Source organism: Actinopolymorpha rutila (genome assembly GCF_013407855.1).
Classification (GTDB): Bacteria; Actinomycetota; Actinomycetes; order Propionibacteriales; family Actinopolymorphaceae; genus Actinopolymorpha; species Actinopolymorpha rutila.
The window spans coordinates 6,061,326-6,082,207 of record NZ_JACBZH010000001.1; the positions used below are offsets into that span (position 1 = coordinate 6,061,326).

At 65.7% G+C, this 20,882-nt stretch carries 24 protein-coding genes; 12 read left to right on the forward strand and 12 right to left on the reverse strand.

Annotated features, from left to right (window positions below; genetic code table 11):
• Nucleotides 1-100: 100 nt before the first annotated feature.
• Together F4554_RS27120 and F4554_RS27125 are read left to right on the forward strand one after the other, a co-directional pair.
• Entirely contained in the window at nucleotides 101-424 is a 324-nt protein-coding gene (locus tag F4554_RS27120; protein ID WP_179790229.1) for a hypothetical protein, read from the forward strand.
• 36 nt (nucleotides 425-460) lie between these two features.
• Nucleotides 461-892, forward strand: a complete 432-nt coding sequence (locus F4554_RS27125; protein ID WP_179790231.1) for a hypothetical protein — start codon at nucleotides 461-463, stop codon at nucleotides 890-892.
• 482 nt (nucleotides 893-1,374) lie between these two features.
• Here F4554_RS27125 and F4554_RS27130 read toward each other — a convergent pair whose 3' ends face one another.
• The gene (locus F4554_RS27130; protein WP_179790232.1) at nucleotides 1,375-1,539 is read right to left on the reverse strand and encodes a hypothetical protein; all 165 of its coding nucleotides are present in this window, start codon (nucleotides 1,537-1,539) and stop codon (nucleotides 1,375-1,377) included.
• Nucleotides 1,540-2,187: 648 nt separating this feature from the next.
• Here F4554_RS27130 and F4554_RS27135 point away from each other — a divergent pair.
• Both F4554_RS27135 and F4554_RS27140 read left to right on the forward strand, forming a co-directional pair.
• Entirely contained in the window at nucleotides 2,188-2,790 is a 603-nt protein-coding gene (locus F4554_RS27135) for a PH domain-containing protein (RefSeq protein WP_179790234.1), read from the forward strand.
• Nucleotides 2,791-2,935: 145 nt separating this feature from the next.
• On the forward strand, nucleotides 2,936-3,424 hold the full coding sequence (locus F4554_RS27140) for a DUF3592 domain-containing protein (protein ID WP_179790235.1): 489 nt from the start codon (nucleotides 2,936-2,938) through the stop codon (nucleotides 3,422-3,424).
• A gap of 691 nt (nucleotides 3,425-4,115) precedes the next feature.
• Here F4554_RS27140 and F4554_RS27145 read toward each other — a convergent pair.
• Nucleotides 4,116-4,580: a hypothetical protein gene (locus tag F4554_RS27145; RefSeq protein WP_179790237.1), complete on the reverse strand. Its 465-nt coding sequence runs from the start codon at nucleotides 4,578-4,580 to the stop codon at nucleotides 4,116-4,118.
• Between the two features lie 465 nt (nucleotides 4,581-5,045).
• Here F4554_RS27145 and F4554_RS27150 point away from each other — a divergent pair, with 465 nt between their 5' ends.
• The gene (locus F4554_RS27150; RefSeq protein ID WP_179790239.1) at nucleotides 5,046-5,291 is read left to right on the forward strand and encodes a hypothetical protein; all 246 of its coding nucleotides are present in this window, start codon (nucleotides 5,046-5,048) and stop codon (nucleotides 5,289-5,291) included.
• Nucleotides 5,292-5,592: 301 nt separating this feature from the next.
• Here F4554_RS27150 and F4554_RS27155 read toward each other — a convergent pair whose 3' ends face one another.
• A complete protein-coding gene (locus F4554_RS27155) occupies nucleotides 5,593-5,781 on the reverse strand; it encodes a hypothetical protein (RefSeq protein WP_179790240.1) in 189 nt (62 codons plus the stop codon).
• Between the two features lie 204 nt (nucleotides 5,782-5,985).
• Here F4554_RS27155 and F4554_RS27160 point away from each other — a divergent pair, with 204 nt between their 5' ends.
• Complete coding sequence (locus F4554_RS27160) at nucleotides 5,986-6,174, forward strand: hypothetical protein (protein WP_179790242.1); 189 nt, start codon at nucleotides 5,986-5,988, stop codon at nucleotides 6,172-6,174.
• A gap of 333 nt (nucleotides 6,175-6,507) precedes the next feature.
• Complete coding sequence (locus tag F4554_RS27165) at nucleotides 6,508-7,032, forward strand: phosphotransferase-like protein (RefSeq protein WP_179790244.1); 525 nt, start codon at nucleotides 6,508-6,510, stop codon at nucleotides 7,030-7,032.
• A gap of 225 nt (nucleotides 7,033-7,257) precedes the next feature.
• Here the strand turns inward: F4554_RS27165 and F4554_RS27170 are convergent, their stop codons facing one another.
• From F4554_RS27170 to F4554_RS27190, 5 genes are all read right to left on the reverse strand, one after another.
• On the reverse strand, nucleotides 7,258-7,767 hold the full coding sequence (locus F4554_RS27170; RefSeq protein ID WP_179790246.1) for an NUDIX domain-containing protein: 510 nt from the start codon (nucleotides 7,765-7,767) through the stop codon (nucleotides 7,258-7,260).
• A 160-nt stretch (nucleotides 7,768-7,927) separates the two neighbouring features.
• Nucleotides 7,928-8,290 (reverse strand): hypothetical protein, encoded by a 363-nt coding sequence (locus F4554_RS27175; protein ID WP_179790248.1) that lies wholly within the window; start codon nucleotides 8,288-8,290, stop codon nucleotides 7,928-7,930.
• Between the two features lie 97 nt (nucleotides 8,291-8,387).
• On the reverse strand, nucleotides 8,388-9,293 hold the full coding sequence (locus tag F4554_RS27180; RefSeq protein ID WP_337796312.1) for a phosphotransferase family protein: 906 nt from the start codon (nucleotides 9,291-9,293) through the stop codon (nucleotides 8,388-8,390).
• 718 nt (nucleotides 9,294-10,011) lie between these two features.
• Complete coding sequence (locus F4554_RS27185) at nucleotides 10,012-10,827, reverse strand: phosphotransferase (protein WP_179790252.1); 816 nt, start codon at nucleotides 10,825-10,827, stop codon at nucleotides 10,012-10,014.
• A 353-nt stretch (nucleotides 10,828-11,180) separates the two neighbouring features.
• Nucleotides 11,181-12,056, reverse strand: a complete 876-nt coding sequence (locus tag F4554_RS27190; RefSeq protein WP_179790254.1) for an alpha/beta fold hydrolase — start codon at nucleotides 12,054-12,056, stop codon at nucleotides 11,181-11,183.
• A 686-nt stretch (nucleotides 12,057-12,742) separates the two neighbouring features.
• On the opposite strand from F4554_RS27190, the gene F4554_RS27195 reads away from it, so the two are divergent.
• Nucleotides 12,743-13,309 carry a DinB family protein gene (locus F4554_RS27195; protein ID WP_179790256.1) on the forward strand — a complete coding sequence of 189 codons (567 nt, stop codon included), beginning with the start codon at nucleotides 12,743-12,745 and terminating at the stop codon, nucleotides 13,307-13,309.
• Between the two features lie 13 nt (nucleotides 13,310-13,322).
• On the opposite strand, the gene F4554_RS27200 is transcribed toward F4554_RS27195, so the two are convergent.
• The 3 genes from F4554_RS27200 to F4554_RS27210 form a co-directional block, all read right to left on the reverse strand.
• Complete coding sequence (locus F4554_RS27200) at nucleotides 13,323-14,171, reverse strand: helix-turn-helix domain-containing protein (RefSeq protein WP_179790258.1); 849 nt, start codon at nucleotides 14,169-14,171, stop codon at nucleotides 13,323-13,325.
• A gap of 276 nt (nucleotides 14,172-14,447) precedes the next feature.
• Entirely contained in the window at nucleotides 14,448-14,951 is a 504-nt protein-coding gene (locus F4554_RS27205; RefSeq protein WP_179790260.1) for a hypothetical protein, read from the reverse strand.
• A 66-nt stretch (nucleotides 14,952-15,017) separates the two neighbouring features.
• A complete protein-coding gene (locus F4554_RS27210; protein ID WP_179790262.1) occupies nucleotides 15,018-15,248 on the reverse strand; it encodes a hypothetical protein in 231 nt (76 codons plus the stop codon).
• Between the two features lie 705 nt (nucleotides 15,249-15,953).
• Here F4554_RS27210 and F4554_RS27215 point away from each other — a divergent pair.
• Complete coding sequence (locus F4554_RS27215) at nucleotides 15,954-16,796, forward strand: phosphotransferase (RefSeq protein ID WP_179790264.1); 843 nt, start codon at nucleotides 15,954-15,956, stop codon at nucleotides 16,794-16,796.
• A gap of 1,079 nt (nucleotides 16,797-17,875) precedes the next feature.
• Here F4554_RS27215 and F4554_RS27220 read toward each other — a convergent pair.
• Nucleotides 17,876-18,358: a hypothetical protein gene (locus tag F4554_RS27220; RefSeq protein WP_179790266.1), complete on the reverse strand. Its 483-nt coding sequence runs from the start codon at nucleotides 18,356-18,358 to the stop codon at nucleotides 17,876-17,878.
• Nucleotides 18,359-18,703: 345 nt separating this feature from the next.
• Between F4554_RS27220 and F4554_RS27225 the strand changes: the two genes are divergently transcribed.
• From F4554_RS27225 to F4554_RS27235, 3 genes are all read left to right on the forward strand, one after another.
• Nucleotides 18,704-19,075 (forward strand): helix-turn-helix domain-containing protein, encoded by a 372-nt coding sequence (locus F4554_RS27225; RefSeq protein ID WP_179790268.1) that lies wholly within the window; start codon nucleotides 18,704-18,706, stop codon nucleotides 19,073-19,075.
• Nucleotides 19,076-19,261: 186 nt separating this feature from the next.
• Nucleotides 19,262-19,747: a GNAT family N-acetyltransferase gene (locus tag F4554_RS27230; RefSeq protein ID WP_179790270.1), complete on the forward strand. Its 486-nt coding sequence runs from the start codon at nucleotides 19,262-19,264 to the stop codon at nucleotides 19,745-19,747.
• 200 nt (nucleotides 19,748-19,947) lie between these two features.
• Nucleotides 19,948-20,865 carry an aminoglycoside phosphotransferase family protein gene (locus F4554_RS27235; RefSeq protein ID WP_179790272.1) on the forward strand — a complete coding sequence of 306 codons (918 nt, stop codon included), beginning with the start codon at nucleotides 19,948-19,950 and terminating at the stop codon, nucleotides 20,863-20,865.
• The last annotated feature ends 17 nt before the right edge of the window (nucleotides 20,866-20,882 follow it).

Below are 20,882 nucleotides of genomic sequence, written 5' to 3' on the forward strand. Positions count from 1 at the left end.
CATAGACGGAGGTCGCGAACCATGCGCTGGGCGCGGGCCCCCGAGGATGCGGTTCCTCGGGGGTCTTCGTCGTCTCACGCTCACCAACGGAGGACGAAACGTGATCAAGATCAGCGACGACTCGGTGCTGCTGTGCCCGCTGTGCGGGAAGGACACGACCCACCTCGACGAGGTGCGCGTGTCGGCACGGCCCGAGGACGACGAACCTAACGAGATCGCGGTCGACACCGGCACCGGGCGGGTGCGTACGCACGAGGACATCCCCGCCCCTATGGGCGACCGCGTACACGAAGGACGCCGCGACCGGATCGCCCTCGTCGGTTGGTGCGAACAGTGCGGTGACACCTTCGCGCTCGTGTTCACGCAGCACAAAGGCGCCACGTTCGTCGAAGCGGTGCGTTCAGGAGTGACCGCCGGTAGCTAGTGACCAGATGTCGGCGAAGGCGTACATCGTTCAGCCGTGACCGTCACGGCCGACACGACGCACCTTCCTGCGGTGCGCTACCGGCCTGGCTCCGTGCGGCCTGCCACGCCTCGACCTGCTATCGCGACCATGGCGACGACGGTGAGGATCACCTACCGGGGCGGCGTCCGCGGCGCCCACATCCTGGTCGGTGAGCTACGCGGCGCCGGTATCGCCGTCGACTGGCAGCCGCCGCAAGAGCGGCGCGACCTGCCGGGCATGGCCGAGGCAGTTGTCGCGTCGATCGTGGCGGCCGGGGCGTACGACACGATCCGGACGGTAGTCGCTGCCGTCAAGGAACGGCAGGCGGCGAGACGAACGGATCGACGTGGAAGGTGCAGGCACCGACGACGGCGGCTTCTACTGATCGGCCCCGCCGAATGGGGCCGTAACCCATCGTTGGGTTGGCTCGTTGAAAGTGGTGTGTGAGCCGGGGACCGTGCTCGGCGGAAACTCAGTGCGCGCTGCCCGCAGGGCCAGGCCGCCCGAGCCCACACACTTGCCCTGGCCGGGCCTGTGCGTCCCCACCCCCCTAACGGGACGTCCTCCCCAAACACCCCCCTTGGAACAGGCCCGGCCGGGGCCTTGCGTGCTCGGGGCCCAGGCCTGCGCAGAGGCCCATTCCTGGCCGCGTTGGGCCCTTTCCGGCTCGATCGCGCAGAAACGCGAGCACCCCGGACGGGGGGAGGGGTCCGGGGCGCTCCGTGCGTTAGCGGTCCATGGGGGCCAGGGGGTGACCGCTCCCAACAGCCTAGGTCAGCAATCGATCTCTGGCAGGGCTAACGGGCAGCTTGCCCCGACAACCTCACGCGACGACTGTCCCTTGCCGCGGTACCCGACCTCGCACGAGCCAGACGCGGCCCGGGCAGGTGCGAGGCCACACGTTCCTTGTCATGGGTGGGGTTCCCCCTTCACGGCCCGATCAGGCCGAGGTCTTGGAGCCGGTGCCAGTCGGCGGACCGGGAGCCGGGCGAGGAGACGATGCCGTTGTCGACTCCCCATCGCTCGGCAGCGTCGGCGCGGATGTTGAACGGGTGCGGCTGGAAGGTGTCGGTCCACTCGGAAGGGAACGGCACCTCCCAACCATGGTTGGTGCGGTCTCCCGCTGACCAGGCACTTTGGCATCGCCGCAGGTCGGGGGCCCTCGTTGGGTCCGGTTGGCGGCCGTTCCGCCGTGTTGACGCTTGTGATCGTCTCCCAATTCTCTCCCAGTAGCGTTGGCAACGGCCCATCCTTTGACATGCTGAGGTATGGACGAGGCGCCGGTGTATGTCCGCTCTCCCGGAGGCTGGTCGCCTCCGGTTGGGCGGCGGGGAGGCTGGGATTGGCTTCCTGCCGGCGGAGCAGCAGTCGATCTGGAGGATGGGCCGTGGTGGCTACGGCGGGCCGCGCATCTGCCGGTGATCCAGCGGTGGACTGAAGGGTGGATGTGGCGCCACGGCCGTTATATCGTCGAGGCTCCGCCCGGATACACGCCGAGACCGGAGGAACTCGCTCACCCGTGGGGAGAGCTGCGCCGCAACGGTTGATGGTTGGCAAGGTCCCTGGCCCGGCGTACGCCGGCACTCGGTGGGTCACGCTGGGGTCAAGGTCGACGACGCCGTATGAACCCACTGGACTCTTTGGCTGCTGCGTGGCACGCACAGGCGGCCCGTGCTCGGCCACCGATCCGAACGCGATCTTTTGCGTCTGGCTTGTCTCGTCTTCGTGGGACGCTGTGGTGTGTGAGTCACGTGAAGCGGGACCAGGCCGAGTTCCTCGCTGGCGTGATCCGGGTTCAGCGGCGCGGCACGGTCGTGTTCGCGGCACTGATGGTGGCAGGCATGCTGGCACTGTTCGGTTGGGACGTCCTGTTCGATCCCGGCGTCGACCACAGCCTGGCGGGCCGGTTGTTCGGGGCTGGTGTCCTGGTGACGTTCACCTGGTTCATCTGGCGGGTCGGTGGCTATCCGAGGATCGAGGTCACCCCCACTCACCTGGTGGTGCGCAACCCGATACTCACCCACGAGATACCCTGGCGCGCCATCGACGCCATCGAGACCTTCCACGGCCTGACCCTCGCGTTGTGGGATCGCCGCGAAATACGGGTACTGGCGTTGTCTGGCTCTATGCTGGCCGACCTGTTCGGTGACCGGACGCTTCATCGCGCTGAAGGACTGATCGCGGTCGGCCGCAGGAACGCACCGGCCGGACCGGGCGCCCTGATGGAGCTGCCCCGTCGCAGGATCCAACTTCGGTGGTTGCTGCTACCGCTCGTCCTTGTCGTCGTGACCATCGTGGTCTGGGCGGCCTGGCAGGCCGACCCACTTGGCGGCGCACCAACCTGAGCCGCCCGCGGCTCGCCTTGAGAGGCCGCTGATGACCGCTGGAGGCCGTGCCTAATAGCACGCTAATCGCCGTCGACGTGGCGCATACTCCCGTTAGGGGTAGCGCCGTCGGATCAGCGGCGGAACACGGAGAGGAACACGTGGGATGGGGAGCGGAGGTCAACGGGATCTGCGCGACGTCCTCATAGATCTACTGCTGGCCGCCGTCTTCGGCGCGCTTGCCATCGTCCTCGCCTATGACAGCTACGTCCTGGCGACGCGTGGCCAGATCGCGGAGGGGGTGGTCCTCAACAGGACGGATGCTCCCTACTGGGCGGCGAAAGGGAGTGACGGTCCGCGCATCACGGTGCGCTTCACCACCAAAGACGGCCACCAGGTGGAGGACTGGACCAACAACTTCGTCGACGACCCTCCCGTAGGAAAGGGCGACCCGATCCGCGTGGTCTACGACCCCGACGACCCTTCCATGTTCCAGGACGTCCGGTGGGGTAGCGACTACATCGGTTCGGCGTTCTTCGGTGGTGGCGCCGTTGTCCTAGCGGCCATCGGCCTGTGGGATTTGCGCCCGGGCCGCACGGCGCGGCACCGATCCCAGGGCCGATCTCCTCGGGCGCATACTCGATCGCATGACTGATCGGCCATCTCGGTTTCGTGACGGCATGGGGCGCTGGTCGAGCCGTAGGTCCAAGCGACGGGCCCGGTGGCTGTGCGGAGTCATGTTCCTCGTGGGCTGGGTCGCATGGTGCGTCCTCGTACACAACTGGGCCGCGGCGCATGGCCACCGTGGCTTGCTGAAAGGTATTCGGCCTGGCTACCCCCTCCTGGCCGCGGTGTTCTACTGGCCCCCGGCGATCGTGCTCTGGCACCTGCTCTATTCCGCGGACACGCGTGCTCTTCCGTGGGGTAGAGCCGACGAGCACACGGACGACTAGGGTCGATGCTCCGCGGGAACTGTTTCGTCCCTCGCCGCCTGGCTCACCGTCATTGGTGGAGTGCTGCTGGTGGGCGCCGGCGGCACGTACCTGGTCTCTAACAGCAGGTGGCACAACTGGATCGGGGCGCACGATGACACCGATGGACCATGGAGCCAGGCATTCGGTTCCATCTCCGGCTTGGTCGGCGTAATCATCGGCCTGGCCGTTCTACTCGCCGCCGCCATCCTCTGGACGATCACTCTGACTGTGAAGTAAGCCTTTCCCTGGCCGCCTGCCCGATCGGCCGGTCTCCCACTCGCTTCCCGCCTTTGCATGTCGTCGGCCTGGTGCTCATCGTCTCCTCGTATCGCAGGCCGGTGGGTCAGCCTGGGGTGCGGTCGATGCCGCCGCTCACCAGTCCGACCAGATCCCGTGGTAGGTGACGCCGTGACGCTCACAGGCTCCTGCCAGGGCGTTGTCCGCAGCTTCCAGATCGGCCCGGCTCATGACCATGATGTCGGCGAAGTGGCGGAAGCCTCCAGGTGGCGGGTCAGCTCGCGAGTCGATCAGCACGTACGGGAACGGCCCAGCCTGTGTGCCGCCGATCGTCCAAGAGATCTGGCGACTCCGCGCCCAGCGTTGGAACAGCAGGTGCTTCAGGTGCTCCCAGGCGACGACCTCACGACGCTGACCTTTGTACATCCAGACGAGGTGGTCACCGTCGTCGACGAGCTGACTGGTGGTACACACCTTCGCCCACCACAAAGCCCGCAGAACGCCGAGCAGTATCCAGACGGCACCGAACACCACGGTTCCGAGGGCCGCCGGCAACGCGGCGCCCGCCACGACGAACGCGACACCGAACGAGCACGGCATGACGGCGCCTCGCCACCATCCACGGGCCGACGCCGCGACAACCACAACCAGGGAATCGTTCCCGGCCGGTCCGTCGTCCACAAGACGGACTATGCCGTACGCCTGTTCGCTGCGCACTGCAGACGTTCGTAGCCGTGCGAACCGCAACTGGTGACACGCGGGGTAGGCGACGGACCGGGCCTGGTGCCGCGCGGCGGGTGCTTTGCGTGGCGGCCCCAGCGCTCGTCTGCAGACGGCGACTACACTTCCCCGTCGTCCTCGCAACCAGCCAGATCGAAGGTCGCAGCGGAGGCGGTCAAGGGTCGGCGAAGCCGACCACGAAGTGACGCCGAAGGCGCCCTTGACGGCCGGAGTGGAGACCGGAGACCGGCCTGCGAGGAGGACGGGGCGGTCACTTGCCTGCCGCCGGTTCCACGTGCCACCTTCTCGGCTATGAGGCACCGCGCCCCCGGTGGAGACTCCCAGATGCTTGCGTGGTTCGTGGTCGCCGGCGAGCGGGTCCTCGATGGGCTGGGCGAGGCTGCGGTCATCCTTGCCGCATGCGGCCTGGTCGCGCTCGCCGGCCTAGGGCTCGTAGCAGCTCCAGCGCTCACGGCCGTGGTGGCCATGCCGGTGCTGCTTCTGGCCGGCTACGGCTGTATCGAGTGGCTTCGTGCGTCGCGACGGGCGTACGGGTCCGGCATCGTCGCCTGGCGAGTGCCACGGTTGTGACGGCCGTCGTTGTCGGCTGCCTGACCGTGTACGCGGTCACATACTGCCGCTGCTCCAGCTGGTGGTGACTGGTCCGCCCGGTGAGCCCGAGGACGGCGCCCCAGTTCCCTAAGTCAACCTCCGACGATCCAACGGCTCGGACATCAGCTTGGGAATCGTAAAGCTCGGAGCGCGGACCCGGCCTGGTGGCGTGGGTCGGCGGCCTGGAGTGACCTGGCGGATCCGGGCGTGGCCCGCCGTAATGGCACGTGGATGGCACGGCTGACCCGTCGACGCGAACTGTCGGCGGGGCGGTCGATGATCATTGTGTCCGGGCGAGGAGGATCGGTTGGAAGAAGCCACTGCTCTCCGGCGTCAACCACTCCACGTCGGTGAAGCCGGCATCCGCGACGAGGCTTGCCAGCTGTTGTTGGGTGAGTGCCCAGTAGGTCGTACGCCTGGTATGGACGCGCCATCCTTCCCCGTTGGGAAGTAGCTGGAAGTACTCCACGTCGTAGCGTTCGCCGTCCTCATGCCAGTCCCACAGCTGGAAGGTGATGGTCTGGCCCGCCTCGGTGCGTGACAGCTCCGCCGAGCGTGGACCGCCGGCGCCTCCGACAGCACGTGTCTTGACCGTGGATCACCGCTGCGGACCAAGATCGCCCTTGGCTTAGGGCACGCGGAGGGCACGACGACCGCCTGGCCGGTCGGCCAAGTGCTTCACGCCGACCGAAGCGCCACCAAGATCGACGATCGGGTCAACGAGCTGTGCGGCGACTCCGCCGTGCGCAACGCCAAGGGCATCTATGAGTACCTGCTCGGCGGCGAGAAGCAGACGCAACTGCTGGCGATCCGGCTGTTCGACGACAAGAACAAGCGCGTCGCCTACGAGCAGCAGACGTGAAGGCCAAGGTCGCCGGCGAGTCGAACTGCCCCTGTGCGCGATCGGTGGGGACAACAACAAGGCGCGGATCTACAAGCAGAAGGAGATGGACGCCGACCACGTGACCGCATGGTTCAAGGGCCGCTCGACGAGCCTGTCCAATCTGACCATGCTCTGCGTGATACACAACCGCGCCAAGGCAACAGGTAGTTCGGCGGTGTAAGGGGACGAGGAGGAACCATGGGGACCGGGTGGGTGATCGCTCGCCGCCGCCGGGATTGCCGACGCACACGCGGTTGAGGTGTGCTCACGGGCGCCGGGACCCCGTGGATCGTGCGGCGCTAGGGTGAGCAAATGGCGCCGATTGTGATCATGCTGTCGGGTTCATCCTCGGCGGGGAAGACAAGCTTGGCGAAGGCGTTGCAGCGGCGGATGGCAGTGCCCGCGATCCTCGTCGAGGCGGATCGAGTGTTCCCAGATGTTCCGGGCCAACATCCCAACTGGCCGCCGAACGGTGCGGACCATCAGAGCTTGGTGCTGACCTTCCATCGCTCGATCGCGGTTTGGGCGTCGGCGGGGTTGAACCTCATTGTGGATGGCTCACTGCCGTATGAGGACCGCAGCTTACGAGACGCCTGCCTTAAGGTCTTCGAGCCGTTCGACTTACGCCTGGTGGGCGTCCGATGTGGCGTCGATGCGCTGTCAGAGCGTGAGGCTGGTCGCCCCGAGGAACGACCCGCCGGATGGGCTGTTCGCCAGGCGGCCGACATTGACGTGGGGATGAAGTATGCGGCCGAGGTCGACACGACAGCCAGGACCCCGGAGGCGTGCGCCCTGGAATTGGCCACCCAGCTTGGCTTCGGCGTGGTCGGCTCCTGAGATCGCGTCCCGCTCGTCCAGCCGTGCCGGCCCACACCAGCCGCGTCCCCTCGTAGGCGCAGGTTGTAGGTCGGAGTGGAGCGGGCCAAGTGCGGAGCGAAGCGGAGGCCAAAAGGTCACGGAGTGCAGCGGATTGCTCTTGACGCGCGGAGTGGAGGCCGGAGACTGGTCCATAGGGGGACGCGCCGAACTGAGGTGTAACTGAGGACGCAGCGCGTATGAGATCTACTCGGGCAGCGTTGGGGTCGGCGGCTCCCAACGGAAGGTTGGAGTCAGCGACGAAAAGCCGATGAGGTCGCACGTCCAATGGAGGTTGCACTCGCCAGACGTTAGGAATCGCGCGACTGGTTTAGTCTTGGGTGGATAGGTTGAGCGGCCGAGCAGTTCCACCGCTTCCGCGGGATCAAACCAGCGTGCTTCCGTAACGGTCTCACCGTCTTGGGTCCGCGGTCGAAGTGCCGCGTCGGTCGTTGTCCCGGTGTAGTTCCAGCTTCGATTCATCGTCACGCCGTCCTGTTCGACGTCGGAGATCGCGATGATCTCGAGTTGCGCCGGATCGACCACGCAACCGGATTCTTCGGCGAGTTCCCGGGCGGCAGCGGTGGCGGGGTCCTCGCCATCCTCAATGTGGCCGCTGGGAAAGGTCCAGCGAGGTTCTCCCGTGAAGTAGTCAGGTTCGTTGACCAGAAGCACGGAACTCCCTCGGAACACGACGACGCCGGCGATTCCCTGCATGCTCGTAGCTAACCATTCGAGCGCGCGCTACTGCAAAGTCCCTGACGGCGGCACCGTCGCCTCGTGTTGCACCTCGTTGAGGTCACGCTGGGGTCAGCCTGAACCGCGTCGGTGCCATGCCGGGGTCTCCTTGCGACCAGTGAGCCTCTGCACCGATCGACTACAACCCGCCGATCGGTGCGATCAGCACCCCGTCTGCCGGGCAGACCCACACCGCCTGCCGGTCGCGTATGGACACGATGAGCGGATGGCGATCGGGGTGATGCGGGCACGGCGGCCAGTTCGTGGGCGCCCACCGACCTTCGATCGCGATTTCCTGAATCTGATCGGCGACCGCAGCGACGCGCTCGAACTCGGGTACCGAACCATCCGCCCAGATTCCGGTCGCACCGAAACCGCCAGGATCGAACACCGTCGCCTCGCCGCTCCCTGTCCAGCCGTCCACGATCCGCGGCAAGCTGATGCCGGCGCTCTGCAGATCGCGTTGCACCGGCTCCAGCGCCTGCCGGAGCACCTCGTCCATGCAGTCAGCATCCCAGGTCGGCCGACGCCAAGAGGAGGCTCTCGGTGTCGCCCTCAGACTCGACTGGTCCTGTCGCAACACTGAGCGCGGTACAACGCTAAGAGAGGTGTGACTCCGCCACCGCCAGGCGGCGTTCAACGTCTTGTCGTGTGTGCCGGCGGATCGCCCAGTCGACCGCGGCGAGGGACTTGTGGGCCCAGTAGATCCGGAACGACTCCGGATCGAGTACCTCGGCCAGCAGTGCGTCCAGCCAGGAAATGAGGGCCGCGTCCCACCCCTCCCAGCCGGCGTTGAACCTCAACACGACGAGCGCGAACCTCCTATCGCCCCGCGCGAGCTCGTCCCAATCCACCAAGCCGCACAGTCGGTAACCGTCGACAAGCGCGTTGCCTGGATGGAGGTCGGGGTGCACCAGATCTGCCCCAGCGACGACGGCCGGCGAGTCACGTCCAACCTCGCGGATCCACGACAGTAGCCGTCGGCTGCGCCTGTCGTAGCCTGCGAGGGACTCGTGTAGGCAGTAGCCCGGCCCGCTCTCCTGCAGGTACAGCCGCGGCGCCGGCACGTCAAGGCGGTCGGCGAGCAGTCCCGCGAACCGCTCATTGAGTGCAACCAAGGCTTCCAACAGCCCACGATCAACCACCAGAGGCGGCGTGCCTGGAAGGCGCTCCTGCACGATCGCAACCGACCCGCCAAGGTCTAGCACCCGCTCATACAACGGGACAGGCAGGCCGTGGCCTCGGGCCATCTCAAGCACATCCGCCGTCCGCTGCACCTCGGAGAAACTCCGGTGCGTGATCGACTTGAGCACCCCTTCCCGCCCATCAGGCCAACGGACCAAGGTGGCACCTATCTCCCCTCCGCTTCCGCGGCCAAGCGGTTCTAGACGCACACCATGCGCGGCTACCCGCTCAAGCAGATCAAGCGCCTCGGATCCAGGAGAGGTCACCTGGCACACGCTACGGCGTCCCGACGGCATGCGGACGACCCCGGCGGCCCGCATCGGGGCGCATGCCAGCCCGTCGAGCGCCTTGTCGGTCTGGGCCGGATGGATCGTGGTGGTGGACGAGGCGGCTCGAACCCCTCTAACCCCTGCCTTGCAAAGGCCATTCACCCACTCACGCTCCGCCAAGCGTGGATCGCCGCCGCCTCCGACGGCACGTGTCGTGTCCGTCGATCACCGCTACGAACCGAGATCAACCTTGGCTTGGGGCACCCGGAGGGCACGGAGGCACCGAAGGTTGGTAGTCGTTGGTCCGACGTTTCCCATCGATGATCTGCGAGGGTGATTGAAGAGGCATCATCGGATGGATGGATGGATGGAAGGAAGGAAGGAGGATGAGGTGACGACCGAGCGTGCACGGGCCCGGGAAGAGCTCGCCGGCCGGGTGCGGTTTCTGAGCGCGATCTTGGCTGCGGCAGAGCGGAAGCACGAGCTCCTCGATGTGTGTCGACGATCACGTAATTCCCCACCCTGACGATCAGTGGTGACCCCATAGGGACGACGTACCGATTCTCCAGTGGGACGACGTACGGAGACCGCATCGACGGACTCGGGCAGTCCGTTAGGGGATCCCGTTGCGGACACCAAGCGACCCCATCAGCCGTCCCCGCCCCTGCAGGCGACTCCGGAAATTGACAGCCCCCTGCCCGAGCAGGCCAGACGTGTCCGGTGACAGTCGTTGTTGTCGATCGGCCGGGTAGGTGTGGCACGAAGGCCGTCAGGTCGGCATGTGGTCGAGCGCGGTTTGGAGAAAGGCGTCACGGCGCGCTGTGACCTCGGCGGTGTCCAGCTCGGTTGGCGTGTTGAGCGCGGCGACGGCGTCCCAGTAGGCAACGTTGACGGCGTTCCGGCCGGCTTGGCGTTGCCACCCGTTCAGCACGTGGGCGGGGGCATCGGGGCCGTACTGGAGGGCCATCTGCTTGCGCAGCTCACCGAGGTCTACGCCCGGATCCCCGGCGCCGGCGGTCTTCCAGTCGATCAGCGCGAGGCAGACGTCGCCGTCCCAGAGCATGTTGCCGCCCCACACGTCACCGTGGACGAACACCGACTCCTGCGCGGGAGTGCCCATCGCTCTGAGCTGCTTGTCGGCCTCCTGTAGCAACTCCGTCGTGGGCATCTGGCCGGCTCGCCGGTCACCAGCGAAGTCGTCCACGGCGATCGGGCGCGGGCGATACGGCAGATGGTGTGCAGGGGTGAGGGGTACCGCGTGAATCTTGGCGATCGCGGCACCTGCGGCTTCCAGGCGTGCCTGCGACACGCGCTCGGGCGGCTCGCTGCTACCGGGCAGCAGTGTCTCCAGTGTGGCCGGCTGTCCGGTGTGCTCGCCGTCGAGATCACTGGCGATCAGCCTAGGTGCGTCAAGGCCGTGTTCGTCTGCTAGCTGCAGGGCGCGTGCTCCGGTGGCCAGCATGTTCGCGCCGATCCAGCCGGGGACCGGCACGCGCAGAACCATTTCGGTTGTCGTCGAGTTGTCTTCGATGCGCAGCCGGAACGTGCCTGAACCCCGATGCGCAGACTCGTGCAGGCTGTCCACCTCGGCTACGGTCGCATGTTCACCGACGACACCAGCTGCCCACGCAAGGACAGCATCGAAACGCCCTCGACTCATCAAGCCTCTACCTCCTCGTGTTCCTCACTGGCACGTCGAACGCGGTGTGCCTGCCCGGCGCGTACCCGTTGGACAACGGTGTCACTCGGCGTGTCTCCCGTTCTGCCGGCGTGTCTCCCGTGCACTGGTTTGGCTCCATGCCGCTTTTGACCCGGCAGCCTCGCCGCTGTGTTCGGAGCTCACATAGCACCCTGTGTCACGTTTCGGAGGTGTCCGGTAACGATCCTCAACCGAACGCCGACGTACGCGTACACGTTGCGGGCTCCGCCACGAATGTTCTACGAGTCTGGATCACGCCGGGCCGCGAGGAACGCTGCGATCTCGTCGATGTAGCGTTCGGTTTCCTCCACGTTGGGGAAGTGGGCGCTGTCGTCGAAGACGCGGAGGCGTGCGTGTGGGAGCCGGGTGGTGAGGTCGCGGCAAGCGTCGACTCCGGCGTTGCGATCCCAGAAGCCAACAAGGACTAGAACCGGGATATGGAGTGCGGCCAGGTCGTCGACGAGGGGTACTACCCGCGGAGGTTGCTTGCCTAGGTCGGCGGCCATCTCACCGGTGTTGATGAGGCCGCTTTCCTCCCAGAGGTCTCGGACTTGCTTGGCCGATGCGGGCTGGTGGAACAGGAAGCGATCGGTGGTCTCTCGGTCGACGACATCCCAGGCGGCATGCGGACCTGACTGTTCGACTGCGGAACGGATCGCGGTGCGCATCTCGTCGTCGGTAGCGACCGCCTCGAAGCCAGACCCCCACGTCGACGGAGTGAGCGGGCCGGCGAGTGCGGTGCCTTGAAGGATCAGCCGGTCGACTCGTTCGGGGTAGGCGACGGTGTACTCGGCTGCCAGGTCACCGCCGAACGAGATACCGAGCAGCGCGATCCGAGGAAGGTCCAAATGCCGACGCAGCTGCTCAAGATCGTCGACAAGGATCGGTATCGAGTATCCACGGTCCGATGGTTGATCGCTGCGACCGGACCCGCGCTGCTCGTAGTAGACAACCGGACCAAGCTGCTCAAGCGCAGGGCCGGTCAGCCGCTCGAAGTCATAGATGAACCCGCCAGGACCGCCATGAACCACGACGAGTGGCGTCCCCACGTGCGGGTCACCAACCACACGTACCCAGTGACGCACTCCGTTGATCACAACGTGCGACTCGGCCATCGTCGCAGTGTGGCCCAGACGGCAAGGAGCCACAAGCCGGCCCGGTGGCGGCCGGAGACAGGCGTCCGAGGAGTCGGGCCTCATCGTGTCAGGCATCGGAGGGACCCGCTCGCGTCGTCCGGATGCGTCCGCAGGTACCCAGCCAACTCCGCCAACCCCATCGCCGGCACCAGACCCGCCGACGACACCAGATTCGGCTCATCGAACACCGCGGCCGTCGCCGCGAACGTATGACAGAGTTGCATCCCAGAGATGCCCTTCGTGATGGGCCACGATCGTTCCTTCGACAAGACCGATCATCCCAACACGCAAGGGCATTCTCGCGTCACGACCCGCTCACCACACCCCACCCATCGGTGGATCCGGGCTTAGGGACCCGGCCCGAGGGAGGTGGGTAAAGCCTGACGGTCCGGCGACCCACCTCAACCACGGCATTTGCCCGCCCGGTGAGCCTGAGGACTGCGCCCTGGCGCCGCCCGCAGGGCGGCCGGGCGGTTGCGCCGCGTCAGCGGCGCCTTGACTCGTAGAGAGCCAGAATCGGCAATGCAGAGCCCGCAGGCCTGTCCTGTCCCGGTAGGTGCTTGACACTGCGGATCACATCGGCTGCTTATTGCGTGGTGAAACCACGCGGTGGCGCTGGCTGAATCCAGTTGAGGGCTCCAGACATATGCTGCGAAGGTTCGACCATGGCTACGAATCGCGGTGTTGCTTGGCCGAACACGCTCCTGGACCAGCTCGACTTCTTCTGGGCTCGGCAGGCTCGTCCACGACTCGAAGGACTGAGTGACGAGGAGTACTTCTGGGAGCCAGTGCACGACTGTTGGAGTCTCCGCCCTGGCCCAACCGCCACGGGCAGGCTCGGTGGCCTGACCATGGATTTGGAGCGGGATAGTGAGTCCGTACCGGATCCAGTCACGACGATTGCCTGGCGACTGGCGCACGTCACCGTCCACATTCTGAAGGCTCGGACCTACAGCGTCTTCGACGACCCTGACAGCGACCCCGGTGGCCACAGCTTTGCCGGCACCGCCGCGGTCGCACTCGGCCAGTTGGACGATGCGTACCTGCGGTGGAAGGCTGGATTTGCCGGCCTGACTGACGGACGGCTAGCAGAGCCGATCGGTCCCGAAGAGCGCTACTTCGAGGGCCAGCCGATGGCGACGCTCATCCTCCACGTGAACCGAGAAGTCCTGAGCCACATCGCAGAAATCGCGCTGCTGCGCGACCTGTACGCCAGGCACGCGAGCGCCTAATCGATTCCACTCGCTAGTCAGGCAGAGCTGCCACCGCACGCACGAGTTGGTCGCGGGCTCTCTCTCCCTCTAGAGCGTCGTCCCAGAGACTGTCGAGAGCGCTGGCAAGTCGAGAACTCGGTTCGGACTCGTAAGTTGTTTCCCCTACGAACGTCTCGATGACGGCCAGGTCGTCGAACAGCTGGAAGCTGTTCTGCGGGATGGTCGCGAGCGGCGTGCCGAGCGGCAAGATCCCGAAGCGGACATTCGGCATGCCGATGACTGTGTGGAGTCGGTCGAGCTGGGCACGCATCACCGACGGCGGGCAGACCAGCCAGCGGAGTACGGGCTCGGCGAGCAAGAACTCGAACTGGCGGGCCGGGTCGTAGAGGTGTTGCTGCCGCGCCATCCGTGTCGCAACGGCTGCGGTGAGATCTTCTGGGGCGTCGACGACCCCTCGGCCGGCGTCGGCGATGACGACATGAGCGTAGTCAGCGATCTGCAGCAGGCCTGGGACATAGACGGTTTCGAAGTGCTTGACCACTCGTGAGTCGGCGACGATCTGGTTGTAGTTCGCTTGGACTGCGGCCTGTCCCGCACGGAAGCGGCGACGCCAGTCCAGGCGACCGGCCCTCGCCGTGGCTGCGAGATCTAGCAGTGCAGAGACTTCAACCGCAGGGGCACCGGTCGTCTCGAGCCAGCCGCGTATGTCGTCGTCGCTGGGCATCTGCTTGCCGTTCTCGATGCGGCTGACTTTCGAGGGTTGCCATCCGAAGACTGCGGCAAGTTCCTTGCCCTGCAGCCCCGCCTGCATGCGCGCGGCACGCAGACGGGGCGCCAGCCCGTCCGGTTGGGTGAGCCAGTGTTCGACCGGGCGGACCATTGGACCTCCTATGCGGCGGAGTTGACGTCCTGGATGGTTTCCAGGACGGCGTAGTGAGCTGCTACATCACGCCAGGCGCAGGCCTGGGCTACTGCGACGGCGTCCGTCACCATCTCGGTGGACACCCGGCGAAGACCACCAGATGACACGCATCGGTGGCGGCGAGCCCCGCGACCTGGTGGTAGCTCGAGCATGGGTGCCAGCAACTTGTCGCCTGCAGGTACGCGCCAGTCGCTGTGGGCGGAGTAGATCGCGCAGGCTCGACGGACATCCACGTCACTCGGACTGCTGGTCGGGCTTTCCTTCGGGGTCCGCAGCCCCCAGTCCGAGTCTTTCGTTCAGGGGGAAGTCGCGAGGTAACTCTTCCTGTCGCCTTAGCCAGTCCGCGCGGATTAGCTCGATCGCGAATCCCCACGTACCTACTGCGCTCAAGGTCAACAGACTCAGGGTGATCGCATCCCGAGTGGGACTCTTGGGAAGCTCCACGAACGTGCCGTACGTGATCCAGGCAGCTGCGAGTGGCGGGAATATGAGTCCCGAGCCCCACGTCAGTCGCCACCACAGCGGACGCCTGATCCACCGCAGGTAGTCCGCGATCTGCTTCTCGACATGGGCCTCGAACTCCTCGCGGCTAGACTCCGGAACCCGCTGAAGCATCTCCAGCTCCTGTGACAGCCGACGCCGTACTAAGGCTTGATGGCCGCCAACCGTCCAGGCCCAGCCGACCACGGCGATCAGGAGGGGGACGATCAGGGCAACCCATTGGATCGTGGAACTCATTCGGTGATCCTCGTCCAGTCGCTGAGCCGACTCAACGCTTGGTCCGGGAGAGTGGATCCGAAGCGATCAGTCAGACGACACCAGCGGGATCACCTGACGACCTGTCACCCGCTGGCCTAGCCGCAGCGCGGCCGCCTTCGGGCGCGTGCGCTGCATGCGGAGGCCAGCATGGGAGACAGGAGCCGGGCATTCGAGTTTGCGTGCTTCATTCGTATGACGTTTCCCACTGCGATGCGGATCGCTGATGTTGCCGGCGGGCACGGCGAACTGGCGTACTGGCTCCAGGAACTCGGTCACGTTCCGGTCGTCATAGAGCCGCGAGATGTCCGGCTGCCTCGCTGGATCCAGCGAGACCTGCGAAAGCGATCAGTGCGTGAGAGACGACTGACCACGATCGACCGCATCGCGCGGCCGGTCCAGGAGGTTGACCTAAGCCCGTTCGATCTGGTCGTTGCACTCCACCCCGACGAGGCGACCGAACCCGCGGTACGCGCAGCCGTCAGACACAACCTCGACTTCGCGGTCGTACCCTGCTGTGTCTTCGCCGAGGACGGCGCCAAATACACCTCCCAGGCGTGGCTGGACTACCTCGCATCGATCGCACCAAGAGTGAGTACCAGCCATCTCTCGATCTCCGGCGCAAACACCGTGCTATGGCGCCGTCGATGTTCACCCAGCCAAGCATCCGCGGCTAACTGACGAGCAGATCAGGTCGAAGTTGCTGGAAACCCCATAGACAAATGAGGTCACCTGCGACAGCATCCGGAGCGATCTGGATCCTGTCCCGTCGATCGACATGCATGCATCGAAGAAGACCTGCCGCAGGCTCGCGCCCTCGGACAGGTCGGCCTATTCAATCGGTCGGGATCGCCCGCAGACCGGCGGTGGTCCGCGTCCAGGCCGTGATCAGCGCTGCGCTCGCCCACCTCGTGCGTCAGTGCACCCCATGGCTGCTCGATCCATACCCCGCCCCTGTTCGACAGGCGTTGATGGGAGTTCGGTGTGAGTGTTGATGCCATCGCAAGCGTGCTGGGTGTGACGGTTGTCCGGCGCCTTGCCGGCGGGGAGTGGGGCGCCTTCCTCGTCACGACAGCGCAGGGCTCCAGCGCTGTGCTGAAGCCGCTGCCCCGCCACGAGCTCGTCGCGGAGGATCGAGTGCGTCAGGCTGTGGAGTTTGCGCGGGCGTTGCGCGCCGATGGCTATCCGATCCCTGCCTACCTGCAGGTCGGAGTTGTCGACGGCCAGGTGTTCACACTTCAGGAAGCGATCGAGGGTGAGGTGCCAGCCAGGCTGCGGCTTGCCCACGTGAGACGGCTCATCGAGTTGAGCCGGCGTCACGTCGGCCTGGCGCCACCGGATGAGTCCTGGGGCGAACAACTCGTTGCAGAGATTCGACCTGACGCGAGCCAGACGCAGACATCAATCCGCAACTGTGGCGACCCACGGGTGATCAGCATCCTGGACGAGGCTCTCGCTGTTGGTGAGCGGACCGATCCAACGGTCTTTCGTTGCGACGACATTGTGCACAACGACTTCCATCACGCCAACCTTCTTGTCCGCGGGGACGAAGTTGTCGCCGTGTTCGACTGGGAAGGCGCTCAGGCAGGCGACTGCCGTGCCGACCTCACAACGCTGGCCTGGTACCTCGACCCATCCCGCGATCACGTCGAACCCGCGGCACGGGCCCTGCTCAGGGCCGAGATCGACACGATCCAGCCCGAGGTTCGGGCCGCTTTGGCGGCGCGGTTCGCCATCAGCAAGCTGGCTTTCGCCGTGAACGCCAGGCCGCAAGTGCTCCCCCAGATCCTCCGACTCGCCCAGACATGGCTCCGTCCCCAGTGGTAGTAGAGGCCCTGGCCCTGCAGGTGCCACGGCTCCACAGCCACAGGTAGGACAGCTTGCCCACGCCCGCCACGAACATCTCCGCCCGACCATCGCGTCCGTACGCCACCGAAGACCGGCGGGTGCGCTCCAAGGTCTTCCAGTCCACGCGGGACGAAGGGCTTCCTCGGCGTCACTTGCTTGGCCGACGCGGGTTGGCTCCCCACCACGCGGTCGCGCCGGGCAGGGACGACCACGACGACGGGCAGCCAATGGCCGGTCATCGCCCGGCGACAACCGTGGGCACCAGCACGACGAGTAGGAGCGCGATGCCGACCGGACGGAGCCGGCGGCGCAGGCGCAGAACCGCCCCTCGCCTGATACCTCGATGCGCGGAACCGGTCCAACCAGATCCACAATGCCTGCGCGTGCCGGTCCACGAAAAACACCAACAGCAGCGTGCAGTTCGGTCGTCCCACTATACGAGAGCGGCTTGAAATCCTGTCGATCAACGTGGCTCCAGTTCAAGGTGAGCGACGCACGATTTCATGCCACGCCACGACCAACCCGGCCGTCACCAGAGAGAGTTCATGCCATCTGACCAGCGGAAACGGGCGGAGCCGCCTGTGGGAATCGAACCCACGACCTACGCATTACGAGAACCGCCGCCAACACCCAATCAGCCCTCCACCAGCAACTTCACCCCCACTTACTCCCCCACCAACCCCACCGTTTGCCAACGGCTGACACCATTTCATGCCACAAGCCATGCCACGAACCAAGGCCACGCGACAGTGATCCGCTCCCAAGCGCCGCCTCAGTGGTGAGCGTCGGCCAGCGTCTCACGCACCGCTGCGAGGACATCGTCTAGTATTCGCGACCCAGCTCACGTGTGGCTACGACCGCTCCCGCTGGCCGCGGTCTGGTGCCCAGGTGCCTAAGCGAAGCGGATCGCTTGAGGATGGGTCAAGGAAACTGGCCACTCACGCGATTGCCCGGTAACTGCGCCCGAACGAGTGGGAACTGGGACCACTACTGAGACCACGCGGGGCATACGCCGACCCAGCTTGTCCCCGGCGATGGCGTTGTCTTCGAGGCCTTGGCTACAGGTGTGTCCGTGCGGCTCGCCAGAGGTCGCGGACGCCGGCGTACCAGCCGAGGAGGTAGGCGCCTCGAAGTACGAGTGGTTGTTGGTTGACCTCCGGCTGCCTCTCCTCGGGCAACACGTCGTCCCATCCCTCGAGGTCGCCGGGATCGAAGTCGGCGAGGGTCATGCCTTCCAGGCCGGACCAGTTCTCCTCGAATGCTCGCAGCTCGTTCAGGCTCGCAGAGTTCTGCGCCCAGGCTTCGCCGTCCCTACGCCCTCGCCCGTACCAGTTGTCCTTCTCGGTCTGCTGTTGGCGCAGCCGCTCGACCAGGCGTTCCACCTTCGACTCTTCGACTTCCAGCGGGCGGGTTTGCTGCTCGATCATGTCCAGCTCTCTTTCCAGTGCGATGGCGCAGACCCGGGAGGCGTTGATGCGGTCCCGGTGCTGGTCCAGGCGCTCGTCCAGATCGTCGGGGATGCTGATGTTCCGTCGGGCCATGACCCCTCATTCGCTCACGAGGCTCCGAGCGTAACCTGGGTGTGTATATTGCGCAATGACCGCTGGAATACACATTATGGCCGCCCACCGGCCGGCGACCTGAGGTCCGCAAGCGCGGCGACGCCGGCTCGTAGCCTGACCCGGGTCCGAGAGCTCCTCGATGCCATCCACGGGCGCGGTGGTCGGTCGCCAGCCACATCCCCTCTTCGAATAAATGTTCGAAACGGGGGTACGCTGCCTCTCGGGCGGGAGGGCTGACACCGACACCGGGCAGGGGATCGGCGGGATGCCCTCCTCGCCCGCCAACTGAGTTATGGAGTTGGTGCAGAAGTATCATCCCTCCCCATGACCGAGACCGAGATGTCGCCCGATCCCCGGGACCGTGCCATCGCTCAGTTCCTCATGACGATGTCCGCGGCGGCGGCCGAGCTGGCGGCCGCGTTCACCACCCGGCCGACACAGCCACCGGACTACCGAGAGGTGCTGATCGGCTCGATGCAGCGCCAGGTGGCCGGCCTGCTCGACGTCAACGGCAAGGACGGCGTATCACCCCGCCAGATCACCGAACTGCTCGGCCGCACCGACGACGGCAACGTACGCAACACCCTCACCCGGTTGCGCGAACTTGGAGTCGCCGAGATCGTGCCGGGCTCGTCATGGCCACAACTGTGGCGACACACGGCGCCCTACCGGAAAGGCGCGAGCGAGGCCCAGTAGTTAGCGGTTCGCGATCGACACAGTTGAGTCAGCATCCCCATCAAGCCATCAACGGGCACAGTAGTCGAAGAAGGGTGTTTACGCAGGTCAGCGGGTTGCTAGTGATCACGGTCGGGCGCTGCTGGCTGGCTCGGTTGTTGTACTTCTGTGCTGTACGTGTTGGTGAGGCCTACAACTCCTGCTCCCATGGGTGAGGTGACCATTCGACCAGCACGACTCCCGGACGATCTGGCACAGATCAGTGCGCTGTACGGCGAAGAGGCCCTGCTGCATACCGAGAATTGGCCGGATGACTATCGCACCGACATGGGCGCGTCACTGGAAGAGGAGCTGTCATCCGCTTCTAAGGACCCCGCCACGTATCTACTCGTCGCCGAGGACGATTCGAGGGTCGTCGGAGTTGCGGCTGCGCACCTGCGACCGAAGCCCACCGAGGGCATTACCCGCTTCGACGGGTCGATCATGCACGTCGCTGATCTAGTCGTGACAGCGAACTACCGCCGTCGAGGCGTTGGCCTGCAGCTGATGCAGCAGTTGGAGACGTGGGCCCGCGACCAGGGCGCCGCGACGGTCACCCTCAACGTCCACGATCAGAACTCCGCAGCGCGCGAGCTGTACCGTCGCCGGGGCTTCCGGGCCGTCCATGTCCAGATGCGCAAAGAGCTCACATAGCTGCACGAACCTCCGAGAGGCGGAGGGTTTGGCCGGTGGCCTGGGTTGGTCCGGGGAGAGTGACCGAGACCTCAGAGTGATGCCAGACTGCGGTCCCACGCTACGAGCACAGTTGTTGATCAGCGCCCGGGGTGCAGCCCAATGGGTCTCGTCAACCCCGGCGCGTAGCGAGAGCTGCAGCGGCGCCGTCCTATGCGACGATGGCGATCGTGTCTGACGATCAAACGCCTGTCTCAGCTCGTCGGTCTGCGGCGAAGGACCTTGTTGGTGAGGTCAACGCGCAGACCGGCAGCGACCTACGGCTGATCGGACTACCTGACCAGGGCACGGTGAGCAGTGCCGCCTACGTGCGCTGGCCCGACGGGCACACCGGCGTACTCACCCGATCGATCCTCAGTCCCGACACCTTGCACTTGATCGCCGATGTCCTTGCCTCAGTGTCCGCACGCGGTGTCCCGGTACCGCGGTATGAGCTGATCACCGCGCTCTCTCAAGGCTCAGCAATCGTCCAGGAACAGCTGCCTGGTTCACCGCCACGGCACATCGATCCGTCGATCATCGAGGCGATGGTTGATGTCAACGAGTCGTTCGCCGGGCTGCTCGCTGACTGGCCACAGGTGGAACTTCGATCGCTGTACCTAGCTGAGAGTGGCGAGGGCTGGTGCCTGCACGAAACGCTGGAGCGCTACGACGATCGCAGCAGAACACTGCTGGGCTGGATCCATGATGTCGCAACCGCAGGCCCGGACCAGCTGACAGGTGACGACCTCGTGCACTGGGACTTCGTACCGGGCAACGTCTTGTTCGACCCGACAGGGGCCGTAACGGGCGTCGTCGATTGGTTCACGATCGCCCGCGGCGACCGCCATTTCGGACTGCTGAAACCGCGCTTCTACCTTGGATGGCTCGCTGCTGTCGCCCCAGCGGGTGGCCGTCCAACTGTGACCGCCGCGGCGCTCAGTCGCCTGGACGATCTGCTGGATCAACTGCTGAAACCCGCCACGTACGACGCCTACTGGGCGCACTGGAGCCTGGCTCTCATCGACTGGGCGATCCGCCACGGCACGCAATCCGAGATCGACTGCTACCTCGACCTCGCCACCACCCGCATCCGCTAACCCCGCTCCGGTCTCGG

What these genes read in the sequence shown, in the direction of transcription:
- F4554_RS27140 (WP_179790235.1), top strand. Translation starts at nt 2,936, where the DNA reads ATGGGGAGCGGAGGTCAACGGGATCTGCGCGACGTCCTCATAGATCTA.
- F4554_RS27145 (WP_179790237.1), bottom strand. Translation starts at nt 4,580, where the DNA reads ATGCCGTGCTCGTTCGGTGTCGCGTTCGTCGTGGCGGGCGCCGCGTTG.
- F4554_RS27150 (WP_179790239.1), top strand. Translation starts at nt 5,046, where the DNA reads ATGCTTGCGTGGTTCGTGGTCGCCGGCGAGCGGGTCCTCGATGGGCTG.
- F4554_RS27165 (WP_179790244.1), top strand. Translation starts at nt 6,508, where the DNA reads ATGGCGCCGATTGTGATCATGCTGTCGGGTTCATCCTCGGCGGGGAAG.
- F4554_RS27170 (WP_179790246.1), bottom strand. Translation starts at nt 7,767, where the DNA reads ATGCAGGGAATCGCCGGCGTCGTCGTGTTCCGAGGGAGTTCCGTGCTT.
- F4554_RS27175 (WP_179790248.1), bottom strand. Translation starts at nt 8,290, where the DNA reads ATGGACGAGGTGCTCCGGCAGGCGCTGGAGCCGGTGCAACGCGATCTG.
- F4554_RS27180 (WP_337796312.1), bottom strand. Translation starts at nt 9,293, where the DNA reads ATGCGGGCCGCCGGGGTCGTCCGCATGCCGTCGGGACGCCGTAGCGTG.
- F4554_RS27190 (WP_179790254.1), bottom strand. Translation starts at nt 12,056, where the DNA reads ATGGCCGAGTCGCACGTTGTGATCAACGGAGTGCGTCACTGGGTACGT.
- F4554_RS27195 (WP_179790256.1), top strand. Translation starts at nt 12,743, where the DNA reads ATGGCTACGAATCGCGGTGTTGCTTGGCCGAACACGCTCCTGGACCAG.
- F4554_RS27200 (WP_179790258.1), bottom strand. Translation starts at nt 14,171, where the DNA reads ATGGTCCGCCCGGTCGAACACTGGCTCACCCAACCGGACGGGCTGGCG.
- F4554_RS27205 (WP_179790260.1), bottom strand. Translation starts at nt 14,951, where the DNA reads ATGAGTTCCACGATCCAATGGGTTGCCCTGATCGTCCCCCTCCTGATC.
- F4554_RS27220 (WP_179790266.1), bottom strand. Translation starts at nt 18,358, where the DNA reads ATGGCCCGACGGAACATCAGCATCCCCGACGATCTGGACGAGCGCCTG.
- F4554_RS27225 (WP_179790268.1), top strand. Translation starts at nt 18,704, where the DNA reads ATGACCGAGACCGAGATGTCGCCCGATCCCCGGGACCGTGCCATCGCT.
- F4554_RS27230 (WP_179790270.1), top strand. Translation starts at nt 19,262, where the DNA reads ATGGGTGAGGTGACCATTCGACCAGCACGACTCCCGGACGATCTGGCA.
- F4554_RS27235 (WP_179790272.1), top strand. Translation starts at nt 19,948, where the DNA reads ATGGCGATCGTGTCTGACGATCAAACGCCTGTCTCAGCTCGTCGGTCT.